The organism is Streptomyces sp. NPDC046900, from assembly GCF_040644975.1.
Lineage (GTDB): Bacteria > Actinomycetota > Actinomycetes > Streptomycetales > Streptomycetaceae > Streptomyces.
Genome location: NZ_JBEYXD010000043.1, coordinates 58,187 through 73,267 on the forward strand (window position 1 = coordinate 58,187; position 15,081 = coordinate 73,267).

The window sequence follows — 15,081 nt, forward strand, 5'->3', positions numbered from 1 at the left end:
GTGCCTGCCCGGTGCGCCGGCAGAGGTTCCCAGAGGCCCGGGGGCCGGCCGGCCGCCGGTGTGCGGAGACCCTGGTCAGGACGACGCCACGACGCCCTTGGCCTCGCCCGTCGCCGTTCCCTTCGTCGCACTCGCCGGGATCGGCTTGTCGTTCTTCAGGGCGTCCCACACCAGTTTGGCCTTGCTTTTCTCCACCAGGACCCGGTTGGGGTCCGACGGGTCGTACTCGACCGGCGTCGTCACCATGTCCATGTGCGAGGAGCCGATGCCCTTGAGCCCGTCGGCGAAGGACGCCAGTGCCTTGACGGAGGCCAGGTCGGAGTCGGTGGTGATGGACTTCGTCGCGGTGTCGGCCAGGTCCAGCAGCTTGGTCGGGCTGCTGAGCACGCCGATGTGGTCGACCTGCTCCACCAGGGCCTTGATGAAGGCCTGCTGGAGCTGGATGCGGCCGAGATCGGAGCCGTCGCCCACGCCGTGCCGGGTGCGCACCAGGCCGAGCGCCTGCTGACCGTCGAGGGTGTGCGTGCCCGCCTGCAGATCGAGGTGGCTGTTCTTGTCGTCGATGTTCTTGGTGGTGGTCACCTGGACGCCGCCGAGGTCGTCGATCAGCTTCTGGAAGCCGGAGAAGTCCACCTCGACGTAGTGGTCCATACGGACGCCGGTCAGCGACTCCACCGTCTTCACCGCGCAGGCGGCGCCGCCCGTCGAGTAGGCGGAGTTGAACATCACGGCGGAGGCCGCGGGGTACGCGGTGCCGTTGGTGCCGGTGCACCGGGGGCGGTCGACCAGCGTGTCGCGCGGGATGGAGACGACGCTCGCCCGCTTGTGGCCCTTGTAGAGATGCACGATCATCGCCGTGTCGGAGCGTGCGCTGCCGTCGTCGGTGCCGCCGCCCAGCTTCTTGTTGCTGCCGGAGCGGCTGTCCGAGCCGAGGACCAGGATGTTCTCGGAGCCGTTGTCGACCTTGGTGGGCCGGTCGGCGCCGAGGGCCTGGTTGATGTCGACGCTCTTGATGTTGCCGTTGAGCTTGAAGTAGACGTAGCCGAGACCCGTGCCGCCGAGCACGACGATACCGGCAGCGGTCCAGGCAGTGACGAGGAGCGCCCTGCGTCCCTTGCCGCGGGGCTTGCGGCGGCGGCCCTTGGCCCGGCCGCGCGGGCCTGACAGTGCCGCCTCGTCGGCTATGCCGTCGTCCGGTGTGGTGTCCGCAGGCATGTGCTCCTCAGTCCTCGTCCGTTCGCGTACCCCCTGTTTTCAGGGCCAGTCCTGGTCGACCGTGACCCTGTCGGACGATCTCGGTGTCCCCCGGACGAGGGACCCCTGTCGCTCCATGGTCACTCCGTACGTCAGACGGAGAAACCCGGGACAGGGTTGCACAATGCACGGTGCCCACCGTGTGGGAAGTCAAGCACGGTCCGTGACCGCCGAGCCGGAAAGACACCCTCCCACCTGGGGTTTCACTCGAAAATGTCGTACCGCTGCAAACCGGTACCGACCTTGACCCTTGTGGCGAAAGTCTCTCCCGCGGCTTCCTGGCGCCTTGCAATGGCAAACGGCATGATCGGGCGCACGGGGCCGGAAGCCCTGCCCCGAGAAGGCGAAAAGGGCCGCCCCCGTCCGGTCGGACGGGGGCGGCCCTCAGGGTGCCGGACGCGCTCAGTCGCCGTTCGGCATCGGCGTCGTCTTCTGGATCTGCATCAGGAACTCGACGTTCGACTTCGTCTGCTTCATCTTGTCGAGGAGCAGCTCGATCGCCTGCTGCTGGTCGAGCGCGTGCAGCACCCGACGCAGCTTCCAGACGACGTTGAGCTCCTCGGCGCCGAGCAGGATCTCTTCCTTGCGGGTGCCGGACGCGTCGACGTCCACCGCCGGGAAGATGCGCTTGTCGGCGAGCTTCCGGTCGAGCTTGAGCTCCATGTTGCCGGTGCCCTTGAACTCCTCGAAGATCACCTCGTCCATGCGGGACCCGGTGTCCACCAGGGCGGTGGCGAGGATGGTCAGCGAACCGCCGTCCTCGATGTTGCGGGCGGCACCGAAGAAGCGCTTCGGCGGGTACAGAGCCGTGGAGTCGACACCACCGGACAGGATGCGGCCGGAGGCCGGCGCGGCGAGGTTGTACGCACGGCCCAGACGCGTGATCGAGTCGAGCAGGACGACCACGTCGTGGCCCAGCTCCACCAGACGCTTGGCCCGCTCGATGGCGAGTTCGGCGACCGTGGTGTGGTCCTCGGCCGGACGGTCGAAGGTCGAGGAGATGACCTCGCCCTTGACCGACCGCTGCATGTCGGTGACCTCTTCCGGACGCTCGTCGACGAGGACGACCATCAGGTGGCACTCGGGGTTGTTGTGGGTGATCGCGTTGGCGACCGCCTGCATGATCATGGTCTTGCCGGTCTTCGGCGGGGCCACGATCAGACCGCGCTGGCCCTTACCGATCGGCGACACCAGGTCGATGATGCGGGTGGTCAGCACGCCCGGGTCGGTCTCCAGGCGGAGCCGGTCCTGCGGGTACAGCGGCGTCAGCTTGTTGAACTCCGGGCGGCCACGGCCGTGTTCGGGCGCCATGCCGTTGACGGAGTCCAGGCGGACGAGCGCGTTGAACTTCTCGCGGCGCTCGCCTTCCTTCGGCTGGCGGACCGCGCCGGTGATGTGGTCACCCTTGCGCAGGCCGTTCTTGCGGACCTGGGCGAGGGAGACGTACACGTCGTTCGGCCCCGGCAGGTAGCCCGAGGTACGGATGAACGCGTAGTTGTCGAGGATGTCCAGGATGCCCGCGACGGGGATCAGGACGTCGTCCTCGGTGACCTGCGGCTCGGCGACGTCGTCGCGCCCACGGCGGCCACGGCGGTCACGGTAGCGGCCGCGACGGCCCCGGCGCCCGCCCTCGAAGTCGTCGTCGTCCTGCTGCTGCCGGTCCTGGCGGCCGCCGCCCTGCTGCTGCTGGCCCTGCTGCTGACGCTGCTGGCCGCCCTGCTGCTCGTCGCCCTTGCCCCGGCGGTCGCGGTCACGGCCGCGCTCACGGCGGTCGCGGCGGCGGCCGTCGCCGTCACCGGCGTCGCCCTGCGGCTGCGCCTGCTGGCCCGGCGCCTCGGTCTTCGCCTCGGCGGCGACCGTCTCGGGGCTGCCGGCCTCGGCGGTGACACGGCGGCGGCTGCGCTCGGCCGTGGTGTCGTCACCGGCTCCCTGGCCGGGAATCTCGATCTGCTGCGCGGCCACGGCCTGCTCGGCCGGCTTCTCGGCCTTGGGCTCGGCCGCTGCGGCCTCGTCGCCGGTGCGGGTCCTGGAGGTGGACCGGCGCTTGGGCTTGGTCTCGGTGGCGTCCTCGGCCTTGGCCGGGGCACCGCCTCCCGCCTGCGCCTCCTTGATGACCTCGATCAGCTGGCTCTTGCGCATGCGCGCCGTGCCCCTGATGCCGAGGCCCGATGCGACCTGCTGCAGCTCGGCCAGCACCATGCCCTCGAGGCCGGTACCGCGGCGCCGCCGGGAGCCGGCACCGGTGGCAGGCGCGGAGGCGTCCGTGGCGGGCGCGGCAGCGGTCTCCTCGACACGTGCGCCCATCAGATCGGTGGTGTCGCTCACGAAGGGTCCTTCCCTGGAGCGGACGTCGGCCTGTCTGGCTCGGCGACCGGTTGTGCTGTCCGGCTTGAGTCCCTGCTGTGTGGACCGTGCCGGGGCGGTGGTCCGCCAAAAGCGGCGGAGGAAATATCTGGTGATTGGCGCTTCCCGAAGCAGTGACACCCGGTTTTGTGTCACGCGGCTCGTTCACGCCGATTCCGGAGCGTGCTCTGCAACCCGTTCAGTGTCCGCGTACGACGTACTCACGTACGTGATACGGAACACAGTGCGGCTTGGGAGGCTCCCGGAAGAATGGTTGTCCCGGACTGGGACACGAAGCACCTCGCCATGGCTGGGTCGGGTGCAGACTTGAGGTTAACACTACCGGATCCAACAAACATTCCCCCTCTCCAAATCCGGCAACCGTGTGTCAGGACGCAAGCGGCAGCACGCTCGCTCCCTGGCTGTCGAGGTCCAGCCGATTGGCGGCCCAGCCGTCGCCCGCCAGGTCGGCCACCTTGTCGGCGCTCGCGCCGTCGGCCAGCGCCAGGACGGTGGGTCCGGCGCCGGAGATCACCGCGGGGATCCCGTCGGCCCGCAGCCGCTCCACCAGCGCAGTGCTCTCCGGCATGGCCGGGGCGCGGTACTCCTGGTGAAGGCGGTCCTCGGTGGCGGGCAGCAGCAGCTCGGGACGCCTCGTCAACGCCTCGACGAGCAGAGCGGCGCGGCCCGCGTTGGCGGCGGCGTCGACGTGCGGTACGGAGCGGGGCAGCAGTCCGCGCGCGGTCTCGGTCAGCACCGGCTTTCCGGGGACGAAAACCACCGGAACGATGGAATCTGCGGGGTCCATGCGGATCGCGCGGGCGGCGCCGCGTTCCATCCAGGAGAGCGTGAACCCGCCGAGGAGGCAGGCCGCGACGTTGTCCGGGTGGCCCTCGATCTCGGTGGCGAGCTCCAGCAGCGCGGCGTCGTCGAGGCGGCTGTCGCCGCCTATGGTGACGGCGCGGGCGGCGACTATGCCGGCGCAGATCGCGGCGGAGGAGGAACCGAGGCCCCGACCGTGCGGAATGCGGTTGGCACAGACGATCTCCAGGCCGCGCGGTTGCCCGCCCAGGGAATCGAAGGCGGCACGCAGAGACCGTACGAGGAGATGGCTCTCGTCGCGCGGGAGCGTCTCGCTGCCCTCACCGGCGATGTCGATGTGCAGCCCGGAGTCGGCCACCCGGACGACCACGTCGTCGTACAGCCCCAGCGCGAGGCCGAGGGCGTCGAAGCCCGGGCCGAGGTTGGCGCTGGTGGCGGGGACGCGCACCCTGACGGCGGCGGCGCGGAAGGCTGGACCGGCCATCGCTCGATGACTCTCCTTGAGCTGCGTGATGGTCGAATGACATGCGATACGTGCGGAAAACCCGAGGGCCGGGACGCAGGGACGGCGGTGTACCGCGGCATATGCGGCGGGCGGGTTCGGTACAGCTTATCGAAGGAAGGTTCTGTGGCGACATAGGGCGCACAGGAGGCGCACGATGCGTGTCGTATGCCCCCCTGTGCCCCCGCAGCCGGGTGCCTACAGGGTTATCCCTCGGCGGCGGCCGCGTCGCGCGAGTCGCCGCGTCATGCCAGCCCGAGCCGCTCGGCCGCCGTGGCCGCGTCGACCGGGACCGTGACCGGCTGCGGGGCGCCCGCGACGGCCCAGTCGGGGTCCTTGAGCCCGTTGCCGGTGACGGTGCACACGATCCGCTGCCCCGGGTCGACCTTGCCCTGTTCGGCGGCCTTCAGCAGGCCGGCGACCGAGGCGGCCGAGGCGGGCTCCACGAAGACGCCCTCCTGCGCGGCCAACAGCCGGTAGGCGCGCAGGATTTCACGATCCGTCACCTCATCGATGAAGCCGCCCGATTCATCCCTCGCCGCCAGGGCGAACTTCCACGACGCCGGATTGCCGATGCGGATCGCGGTGGCGATGGTCGACGGGTCCTTGACGACCTCACCGCGCACGATCGGGGCGGAACCGGATGCCTGGAAACCCCACATGCGCGGGGTCCGCGTGGCGACGCCGTCCGCGGCGTACTCCTGGTAGCCCTTCCAGTAGGCGGTGATGTTGCCCGCGTTGCCCACCGGCAGGACGTGGATGTCGGGAGCGTCGCCGAGCATGTCCACGATCTCGAAGGACGCCGTCTTCTGGCCCTCGATACGCGCCGGATTGACCGAATTGACCAGCGCTACCGGGTAGTTCTCGGACAGGGCGCGCGCGAGGGTGAGGCAGTCGTCGAAGTTGCCGTCGACCTGGAGGATCTTCGCCCCGTGGACCAGCGCCTGGCCCATCTTGCCCAGCGCGATCTTGCCCTGCGGGACGAGCACGGCCGAGACCATGCCGGCGCGTACGGCGTAGGCGGCCGCGGAGGCGGACGTATTGCCGGTGGAGGCGCAGATGACGGCCTTCGCGCCCTCCTCCTTGGCCTTGGAGATGGCCATGGTCATGCCGCGGTCCTTGAAGGACCCGGTGGGGTTGGCGCCCTCCACCTTGAGATGAACGTCACACCCGGTGCGCTCGGAGAGCACCTGCGCGGGCACGAGCGGCGTACCACCCTCACGGAGCGTGACGACCGGCGTGCTGTCGGACACCGGAAGCCGGTCCCGGTACTCCTCGATGATTCCGCGCCACTGGTGGGTCATTGCTGGCTACTCTCCTTCAACCCGCATGATGCTGGCGACACCCCGCACGGTGTCGAGGCTGCGCAGCGCCTCGACGGTCCCGGCCAGGGACGCGTCGGACGCACGGTGGGTGACGACGACGAGGGACGCCTCGCCGCCGTCCCGCCGCTCACCACCCTGTTCGATGACCACCGCGTCGCCACCGCTCTGATTCCTGCCCTGCTGGCGAACCGTATCGATCGAGACATCGTGCTCGGCGAAGACGGTCGCGACCTGAGCGAGAACACCCGGTTTGTCGGCGACGTCGAGGCTGATGTGGTACCGCGTGACGACATCGCCCATCGGGGACACCGGCAGGGCGGCGTACGCGGACTCGCCGGGCCCCTTGGCACCGTTGAGCCGGTTGCGGCACACGGCGACCAGATCGCCGAGCACGGCGGAGGCGGTCGGCGCGCCCCCGGCACCGGGCCCGTAGAACATCAGCTGACCGGCGGCGTCCGACTCCACGAAGACGGCGTTGTACGCGCCGCGCACCGAGGCGAGCGGGTGGGCCAGCGGAATCATGGCGGGGTGCACGCGCGCGGTGACCGAGCCCCCGTCGGCGGCGCGCTCGCAGATGGCGAGCAGCTTGATGGTGCAGCCCATCTTCTTGGCGGAGGCGAAATCGGCGGCGGTCACCTCGGTCATGCCCTCGCGGTAGACGTCGTCGAGGCGCACCCGCGTGTGGAAGGCGATCCCGGCGAGGATGGCGGCCTTGGCGGCGGCGTCGAACCCCTCGACATCGGCGGTGGGGTCGGCCTCCGCGTATCCCAGGGCGGTCGCCTCGTCCAGGGCCTCCTGGTAGCCCGCCCCGGTGGAGTCCATCTTGTCGAGGATGAAATTGGTGGTGCCGTTGACGATCCCGAGCACCCGGTTGACCTTGTCACCGGCGAGCGACTCGCGCAGCGGCCGGATCAGCGGGATGGCCCCGGCGACGGCCGCCTCGTAGTAGAGGTCCTCGCCGTTCTCCTCGGCCGCCGCGTGCAGGGCGGCCCCGTCCTGGGCGAGCAGGGCCTTGTTGGCCGACACGACCGACGCGCCGTACTCGAAGGCGGTGGTGATGAGGGTGCGGGCCGGCTCGATACCGCCGATGACCTCGACGACGACGTCGATGTCCCCGCGTTTGACCAGGGCGGTGGCGTCGGTGGTGACGAGGCCGGGGTCGATGCCCTCGCGCACCTTGGAAGGCCGCCGTACGGCGACTCCCGCCAGTTCGACGGGGGCTCCGATGCGGGCGGCGAGGTCGGCGGCGTGCGTCGTCATGATGCGCGCCACCTCTGAGCCGACAACCCCACAGCCCAGCAGCGCCACCTTCAGCGGACGCGTACGCATCATCCGACCTCGTTTCCTCATGCGGTCCACGGTTCGACCAGTCTCACTCACCGGACGGTACTTTCTGCCCTTTGTCCGGATCGTGAGACGAGCATTTCATTTTGTCAGCGGCGGAAGACCGCAAGATCTTCCGCCGGGTCCCAGGGGCACCCGAGGGGCCGCACACGCGGTCAGCCGACGTCGAGACGCAGCAGGTCCTCTTCCGTCTCCCGCCGGACGATCACCCGGGCCTCGCCGTCGCTCACGGCGACCACCGGCGGGCGGAGCACGTGGTTGTAGTTGCTGGCCATCGAGCGGCAGTAGGCGCCGGTGGCGGGCACGGCGATCAGGTCACCGGGCGCGAGGTCGGCGGGCAGGAAGGCGTCCCGTACGACGATGTCGCCGCTCTCGCAGTGCTTGCCGACCACACGGACCAGCATGGGCTCGGCGTCGGACGCCCGGGAGACCAGGGCGACGCTGTAGTCGGCGTCGTAGAGAGCGGTACGGATGTTGTCGGACATGCCGCCGTCGACCGAGACGTACGTACGCAGGCCCTCCAGCGGCTTGATGGTCCCGACCTCGTACAGCGTGAAGGCAGTCGGCCCGACGATGGCGCGCCCGGGCTCGACGGAGATCCGCGGAGTGCGCAGACGGGCGGCCTCACATTCACGCGTGACGATCTCCGTCAGCGCCTTCGCGATCTCGTGCGGCTCACGGGGATCGTCGTCACTGGTGTACGCGATCCCGAGCCCTCCCCCGAGGTCGATCTCGGGCAGCTCGACGCCGTGCTCGTCCCGGATGACCTTGAGAAGCCCCACGACCCGGTGGGCGGCGACCTCGAAACCCGACGTGTCGAAGATCTGCGACCCGATGTGGCTGTGGATGCCGATGAGCTCGAGCCCGTCCAGCTGAAGGGCGCGTCGCACGGCCTCGGCGGCCTGCCCGTCGGCCAGCGGGATGCCGAACTTCTGGTCCTCGTGGGCGGTGGCGATGAACTCGTGGGTGTGCGCCTCGACGCCGACGGTGATCCGGATCTGGACGCGCTGCCGCCTGCCGAGGGACTGGGCGATGTGCGCGACCCGCACGATCTCCTGGAAGGAGTCGAGCACGATCCGCCCGACGCCGGCCTCGACGGCCCGGGTGATCTCCTCGACGGACTTGTTGTTGCCGTGGAAGGCGATGCGCTCGGCGGGCATGCCACCGGCGAGCGCGGTGGTGAGCTCACCGCCGGAGCACACGTCGAGGTTCAGCCCCTCCTCGTTCAGCCAGCGCACGACGGCACGGGACAGGAACGCCTTTCCCGCGTAGAAGACATCGGCGTCGTCACCGAAGGCGGTGCGCCAGGCCCGGGCGCGGGCCCGGAAGTCGGCCTCGTCCATGAAGTAGGCCGGGGTGCCGAACTGCTCGGCGAGGGTCTTCACATCGACACCACCGACGCGGACGACGCCGTCCTGCTCGTCCCGGGTGACGGTCTGGGCCCACACCTTCGGGTCGAGGGAGTTCAGGTCGGTGGGCGGGGCGGAGTAGTGGCCCTCGGGCAGGACGTCGGCGTAGCGGGGCCCGGCGGGATGTGCGGAACGGCTCATGGTGTGATCGGAGCTCTCTCAGAGATAGTCGGGTGCGCTGATGCCGAGCAGGGACAGGCCGCCCGCCAGCACCGTCCCGGCAGCTTCGGCGAGAGCGAGCCGGGCCCGGTGGGCGGCCGAGGGTTTCTCGTCGCCGAGCGGGAGCACGGTGTGCTGAAAGGCCAGCAGGGCATCGGCGACGGCCACGAGATGCCGGGCGAGCCGGTCGGGCGCGCGGTGGGCGGCCGCCTGGGTGAGGGCGTTCGGATACTCCGCGAGGGCACGGACGAGAGGGGCGGCGCTCGGCACGTCCGTCACATCACCGGGTACAGGGGTGAAGTCCAGCCGGACGGCGTTGCGCCCGAGCGCACGGGCGCGCGCGTGGGCGTAGCGGACGCGGAAGAGAGGGTTGCTCTCACGCTGCAGCAGATGATCGGCGGTGATCCGGGGCCGGTCGTGGCCGGCGGGATACAGCAGCGCCCAGCGGGCGGCATCGGGCCCGAGAGGAGCGGGGTCCTCGGGCGCCGGCACGGGCCGCAGATCGACGGTCTCCCCAGGACGAACGTGATCGACCTCGGCACGGCCGCCCTGAGTGGCGATGACCCGAACAAGGGTGTCGGCGACGACTTCGGCGCGTACTTCGTAGGGGATACGGAGGGGGACGACGGTTTGGGCGAGGGTGGGGGTGTGGCCGTAGGGGGTGTGGTCGGTGGTGGGGGGCGTATACCTGGGGCCGGTGGGGGTGTGGGTCGTGGGGCCGACGGCGGGGCGGATGTGGCCGGTGGTGGCCGTTTGCCTGGGGCCGGCGGCGGGGGTCCTGTGGCCGACGGCCGGGTGACTGTCGCCGGTGGCGGTGGGGCCGTCGGGGCGGCTGGTCCCCGTGAGGCGGATGGGGCCACTGGGGCACTGGCCGCCGTTGGGGCGCGCGCGGTCGAGGATCTCCCCGACGAGGGCGGCGGTGGCGGTGGCCGGTTCGAGATGGATGTTGAGGAAACCGGGCCCGGTGATCTCGACGTCGGCGACTCCGGCCGCGTCACGGAGCCGAGGACAGAGGATCTCGGCCACCTGCAGGGGCGGACACCCGGCGGGACGGGCGAGCTGCAGGGCGATGTTGGTGGCGTAATCGCCACGGCCTCCGGGCCCGGGCACGGTGACGACGGCATGTTCAGGCACGGCGACGCTGAGTTCCCCGTCGTCCACAGCGCAACGCACCGCGCGCAGCACGGTACGGGAGAGCTCGACGGGGGTCACGGGACAAGGGTATGGGAGGAGGGGGGTGGGTATGCGAGCCGGTTTGGGTCGAGCGTCCGGGATGTGGACGGGGGCGCTGAGTGGGCTGGGCGAGGCCCGGGGGCTTGGGGCTCGCGTGCGCCGTGGTCCCACTCGGGTCTCGATGCCGATGGGGGCTCGTAGAGACGGACTTGAGGCGGCTGAGGCAGCTGAGGCCACTGAAAGCCGATGCGGCCGCTGAGGCGAGTGCGGCGATCTGATGCCGCCCGGGGCCACTGTTGCCAGCCGAACCTTCGGCCTCTAGCCCCGAGCCCCGAAAGAGCGAGCTGCTCAGGCTCCTGGGCGCCCCGCGGGATCGGGATGGACGGCGTGCTCGGTGTGCTGGGTGTCCTCTGGGCCGAGCACACCACCGATGGAGCCTGCGACCTCCGCCGCGACCTCGGCACCGGAGTCGACGCGCCGACGACGCTCCATCAGTTCCTTCACGAGGTCGATGAGTTCGGACGGCTCGAAGGGCTTGGCGAGAAACGCGTCGACGCCCACGTCGAGGCCGCTCTCGACCTCGTACTGAGTGCACGCGCTGATGATGGCGAGGGGGAGGTTCCGAGTGCGGGGATCGGCACGAAGGCGGGCGGCGGTCCGCAGCCCGTCCAGCCGCGGCATGACGACATCCAGGGTGACCACATCGGGCCGTACCTGATGGATGACGTCCAAACACTCGGCACCGTCGGCCGCGGTCACGACCTCGAGACCCTCCAGCTCGAGGTTGACCCTGATCAGCTGCCGGATGACCTTGTTGTCGTCTACAACAAGCACCCGGCCGGACACGCCTGGCACAACTCGAGAGTAGGTGGACACAGGGGGCCGCGTCCGGGTTTTCCCCGACTTCCACCCCGTCCGGGCGAGCCGCGCCCGACACCGGTTCCGCCATTCGGCAGCAGCGGCCGCCAGAGCCGAACTGAGGGCTGCCTCCACGCGGCGTTGCCCCCTTGCCCAGGGGAGCCGCGCTCGACGCACAGCCCGGGAAACCTGTTCATGACGACCCCGAAAGAGCTGGTAGGGTTCTACCCGTCGCCGCAGAGAACGGCCGACACGCCCCCGTAGCTCAGGGGATAGAGCAACGGCCTCCGGAGCCGTGTGCGCAGGTTCGAATCCTGCCGGGGGCACCCTGTATGAGGTGCCCAAAGACCCCGTCACCAGCGGAAACGCTGAGGCCGGGGTCTTCGTGTTTGTGCAGCGCTATGCCGCCGAAAGCGGCTCTATGTCGAGGTCCGTGGACGAGCTGTGGACGGGATCTTGAGGCATCGGCCCAGGTGAGGCCCGGAAGCGGCCGAGGCTTCTGACGCGGGGCGGCCGGGTGGTACTACTAAACCAGCGCGGCAGCCCGTGAGTCTCGTATCGGGTGTGGAGGCGCACATGGACGAGCGCAAGTCCGCCCTGAGCGGCGACCGGGATGAGTACGTCCCTCCCTTTGGGTCGGGGGCCCTGGCGATCGTCGTGGCCACCGTGGTGTGGATGGCATTCGGGCCGCTTGGGCCGTTGTGGCTCTATGTTCTCGGCTGGGCGGTGGCGCTGGCTGCAGCGAACGGTGTCTCCTGGCTGCTGGTACGCCGCCTGGGCTGGGCTCATCGCGGGTCCGGCCATATCTCAGCACCGGGCCGGCTCGTGGCAGGGCTGCTGCGGCTCGGTCCGCAATCGTGGCTGCTGGCCCCCCGCTGGGCGAAGGCCCGATCGATCGCCGTAGGTTTCCTGATATTCGCCACCTTTGCCGGAGGCATGGGATGGAAAGCTGGTCAGGAGTACCAGATACTGGCGAATCTCCGGGACCGGGGCCACAGGACCTACGCAACCGTAGTCGAGATCACCAGCCGGTCGGAGGACGGCTGGGCAACTGGCGTGACCGTGCGCTTTGGCACACCGTCCGGCCCCGTACGCGCGGATATCGATGTCGCGGTCAGCTCAGCAACCGAAGCAATGCCGGGCACGCGGATATCCGTCGTATACAACCCGACGCGCCCCACCGAGGTCCGCCACATTACCTACCTCGACGGACACGACGCCGACGGAATCCGACAGGGTTCGATCGTTATCGGGCTGCTCGCAGCGGGCTTGCTGGCGGGCACCGCCAGAGAGGTCGTGCGTACCAGGCGGCAAACGGAATCAGCCTAGGTGTATTGATCACGCCTCGCAGCTTCAGGCCGGGCCGGCCTGCCAGGCCACTCGCCCGAACACGTACCGAATTCGGTAGCTGCCCAGGGCGATGCCGACACGAGAGGGCGGGAGCTGGTCTCACTGCCTCCCGCCCCTCTCCTTGTCTCGGTGTTCGCGACATACCTCCGACACACTCAGATGACAGCCCAAGCCGAGCAGGCAGGCCAGCCACCCAGAGCCCTGACGTCCGACACGTCTCGCGAAGCGAGGAAGCGGCGCACAGGCTGGACAGTGGAGGTGGTTGCCGTGGCGCGAAACGAAGCCATCTCGCCCGTCGAGGGTGCTGTAGTGCTGGAAGCTCTGTTCGACCAATCCCCTACAGGCCTGCTGATCTTGGACACAGAGCTGCGCATCCTACGAATCCACCTCATCAGGCCCGTGCTGCACGCAGCGCCCCCGCGACAGATCATCGGTCGGCACATCACCGACGTATACGACCTTTCCGCTCCCGGTGAGGTGGAGGCGATGCTGCACGGTGTGCTGGAGAGCGGCACGCCGGCACGGGGGCGGCTGGTAGGGGTGCGTCCGAAGGGCGCGCCGGGGCCGGAGTACCTGTTCTCCGTCTCGGTCTCTCGTCTGGAGGACTCGCAAGGGAGGATCTGGGGGGTGCTGGCGGAGATGCTCGATGTCACCGAACGCGAAAGGGTGCGCGCCCGTCTGCGCGTCCTCGGCTCGGTACGCGAGCACGTGGGACAGACCCTCGACGTTGTGGCCACCTGCGAGGAACTGGTGCAGGCGGTGGTACCGGACCTCGCCGACATCGCCGTGGTGGAAGTGGTGGACGCGGTGATACGCGGCGATGACCCTCCGCCGAGCCCTCTGGGACGGGAGATACCGCTGCGCCGAGCCGCCTTCCGCCACAGCGGCGGCAAGGAGCAGATACAGGCACATCCGGTGGGTGACGTGCGCGCTCTGCCGTCGCCGACGCCGTACGCCCAGACGCTCGCCGACCTCAAGCCCCGCCTCGTCGCCCTGAGCCCCGACACACCCTGGCTGGCAGCCGACCCGCCGCACGCCGAGGCGATTGACATATCCGGTGCCCACAGCCTGATCACCGCACCCCTGACGCTGCGCGGAACCGTGCTCGGCCTGCTGAGCCTGTACCGCACCGACCAGGCGGACTTCTACGACGAGGACGATGTCACCCTCGCCCTCGCAGTCGCCGCTCACACCGCGCTGTGCATCGACAACGCCCGCCGCTACACCCGCGAACACGCCATCGCCTCGACAATCCAGCGCCATGTGTTGCCTCCCCGCCCGGCGTCGCAGACCACCGTGGAAACCGCGCACCTGCACGTGCCCTCCGAAGTGGGCGGAGGCGGCGGGTTCGACACCTTCGCCCTATCCGGCGCCCGCACCGCACTGGTGGTCGGCGAAGCCGTGGGACAAGGCATCCACGCGGCCACCACCCTGGGACAGCTACGGACCGTTCACCACTCCCTGGCCACACTCGACCTGGAACCCGACGAACTCCTCGCACGCCTCAACGACACCGCCATAAGCCTGGCCCAGGAACGCGCCGCTCTGCCGCCCGGCGACCCCCTGCACCGGCAGCCACTCACGGCAAGCTGCGTCTACGCGATCTACGACCCGCTCGCCCAGACCTGCACCATCGCCCTGGCCGGCCACCCCCCACCCGTCATCGCCCATCCCGACGGGAAGACCGAGATCCCTGACCTGCCCGCCGGACCCACTCTGGGCGGTGCCGAGGGACCCCCCTTCGCCGCCACGACGATCTCCGTCGCCGACGGCAGCGTCCTCGCGTTTTACACCGCATCCCTCCTGCACGCCTCCCCGTCCGCGGACACCCTCCAACAGGCGCTGGCCCACCCCGACCGGCCACTGCAGGAGCTATGCGATGACGTGATCCACCAACTGGGGGACGACGACACCCGCCACGGCGACGTCATCCTCCTCCTCGCCCGCACCCACCCGTTCCCCGCCAACCAGGTCGCCGCGTGGCATCTCGACCACCACCCCAAAGCCGTCGCCACGGCGCGCACCCACACCCAACACCAGCTCGCCCTCTGGGGAGTGGATGAGGAAACCGCCTACACCACCGAAATGATCGTCAGCGAACTGGTCACCAACGCCGTCCGCTACGGCACCCCGCCCCTACGGCTGCAGCTCATCAAGGACCGTGCCCTCACCTGCGAGGTCCACGACGGCAATCCCGTCGCCCCGCGGATGCGCCACGCCAAGACGGTCGACGAAGGCGGCCGCGGCCTTTTCATCATCGCCCAACTCGCGCAAAACTGGGGCGTCCGCTACTCGCTCGGCGGCAAGACCGTCTGGGCCGAGCAAGCTTTCTGAACCCAAATCGACCAGCGCGCGAGGCAGGTCTCCAACACGTCGGCCTGTCCGCGGAGTTCTTCGCACCATTGATGGCCGCAGCCGTCTACCTCATGTGCTCAGCTGGGAATCTCAACTGACGCTCCGATAGCAGAAGGGTGCCCCCGGCCTGCGATGATCTGATTGCTGAGATCGAGAACGCCGCAGAGCAAGGGGCACCCAACAGGTG

The 15,081-nt window shown here is 69.6% G+C and carries 10 protein-coding genes and 1 tRNA gene; 3 read left to right on the plus strand and 8 right to left on the minus strand.

Annotated features, from left to right (window positions below; all coding sequences use genetic code 11):
• Window positions 1-75: 75 nt before the first annotated feature.
• The 8 genes from ABZ904_RS31775 to ABZ904_RS31810 form a co-directional block, all read right to left on the minus strand.
• On the minus strand, window positions 76-1,215 hold the full coding sequence (locus tag ABZ904_RS31775) for an LCP family protein (RefSeq protein ID WP_361827097.1): 1,140 nt from the start codon (window positions 1,213-1,215) through the stop codon (window positions 76-78).
• A gap of 441 nt (window positions 1,216-1,656) precedes the next feature.
• Window positions 1,657-3,579 (minus strand): transcription termination factor Rho, encoded by a 1,923-nt coding sequence (gene rho, locus ABZ904_RS31780; protein ID WP_361827100.1) that lies wholly within the window; start codon window positions 3,577-3,579, stop codon window positions 1,657-1,659.
• 406 nt (window positions 3,580-3,985) lie between these two features.
• Entirely contained in the window at window positions 3,986-4,903 is a 918-nt protein-coding gene (gene thrB / locus ABZ904_RS31785) for a homoserine kinase (protein ID WP_360995010.1), read from the minus strand.
• A gap of 263 nt (window positions 4,904-5,166) precedes the next feature.
• Window positions 5,167-6,225, minus strand: a complete 1,059-nt coding sequence (gene thrC / locus ABZ904_RS31790) for a threonine synthase (RefSeq protein ID WP_360995007.1) — start codon at window positions 6,223-6,225, stop codon at window positions 5,167-5,169.
• 6 nt (window positions 6,226-6,231) lie between these two features.
• Window positions 6,232-7,578, minus strand: coding sequence for a homoserine dehydrogenase (locus ABZ904_RS31795; RefSeq protein WP_359395473.1), 1,347 nt, complete (start codon window positions 7,576-7,578; stop codon window positions 6,232-6,234).
• Between the two features lie 167 nt (window positions 7,579-7,745).
• On the minus strand, window positions 7,746-9,140 hold the full coding sequence (gene lysA / locus ABZ904_RS31800) for a diaminopimelate decarboxylase (protein WP_360995004.1): 1,395 nt from the start codon (window positions 9,138-9,140) through the stop codon (window positions 7,746-7,748).
• An 18-nt stretch (window positions 9,141-9,158) separates the two neighbouring features.
• Entirely contained in the window at window positions 9,159-10,370 is a 1,212-nt protein-coding gene (nrtL, locus tag ABZ904_RS31805; RefSeq protein ID WP_361827105.1) for an ArgS-related anticodon-binding protein NrtL, read from the minus strand.
• 309 nt (window positions 10,371-10,679) lie between these two features.
• Window positions 10,680-11,186 carry a response regulator gene (locus tag ABZ904_RS31810; RefSeq protein WP_359395480.1) on the minus strand — a complete coding sequence of 169 codons (507 nt, stop codon included), beginning with the start codon at window positions 11,184-11,186 and terminating at the stop codon, window positions 10,680-10,682.
• Window positions 11,187-11,443: 257 nt separating this feature from the next.
• Between ABZ904_RS31810 and ABZ904_RS31815 the strand changes: the two genes are divergently transcribed.
• The 3 genes from ABZ904_RS31815 (at window position 11,444) to ABZ904_RS31825 (ending at window position 14,873) form a co-directional block, all read left to right on the plus strand.
• Window positions 11,444-11,515, plus strand: a tRNA-Arg gene (locus ABZ904_RS31815).
• 250 nt (window positions 11,516-11,765) lie between these two features.
• The gene (locus ABZ904_RS31820; RefSeq protein ID WP_361827108.1) at window positions 11,766-12,518 is read left to right on the plus strand and encodes a DUF3592 domain-containing protein; all 753 of its coding nucleotides are present in this window, start codon (window positions 11,766-11,768) and stop codon (window positions 12,516-12,518) included.
• A gap of 288 nt (window positions 12,519-12,806) precedes the next feature.
• On the plus strand, window positions 12,807-14,873 hold the full coding sequence (locus tag ABZ904_RS31825; protein WP_361827111.1) for a SpoIIE family protein phosphatase: 2,067 nt from the start codon (window positions 12,807-12,809) through the stop codon (window positions 14,871-14,873).
• Window positions 14,874-15,081: the final 208 nt, after the last annotated feature.

Coding starts and splice junctions, on each gene's coding strand:
- thrC (WP_360995007.1), bottom strand. CDS start 6,225: ATGACCCACCAGTGGCGCGGAATCATCGAGGAGTACCGGGACCGGCTT.
- lysA (WP_360995004.1), bottom strand. CDS start 9,140: ATGAGCCGTTCCGCACATCCCGCCGGGCCCCGCTACGCCGACGTCCTG.
- ABZ904_RS31775 (WP_361827097.1), bottom strand. CDS start 1,215: ATGCCTGCGGACACCACACCGGACGACGGCATAGCCGACGAGGCGGCA.
- ABZ904_RS31795 (WP_359395473.1), bottom strand. CDS start 7,578: ATGATGCGTACGCGTCCGCTGAAGGTGGCGCTGCTGGGCTGTGGGGTT.
- ABZ904_RS31820 (WP_361827108.1), top strand. CDS start 11,766: ATGGACGAGCGCAAGTCCGCCCTGAGCGGCGACCGGGATGAGTACGTC.
- thrB (WP_360995010.1), bottom strand. CDS start 4,903: ATGGCCGGTCCAGCCTTCCGCGCCGCCGCCGTCAGGGTGCGCGTCCCC.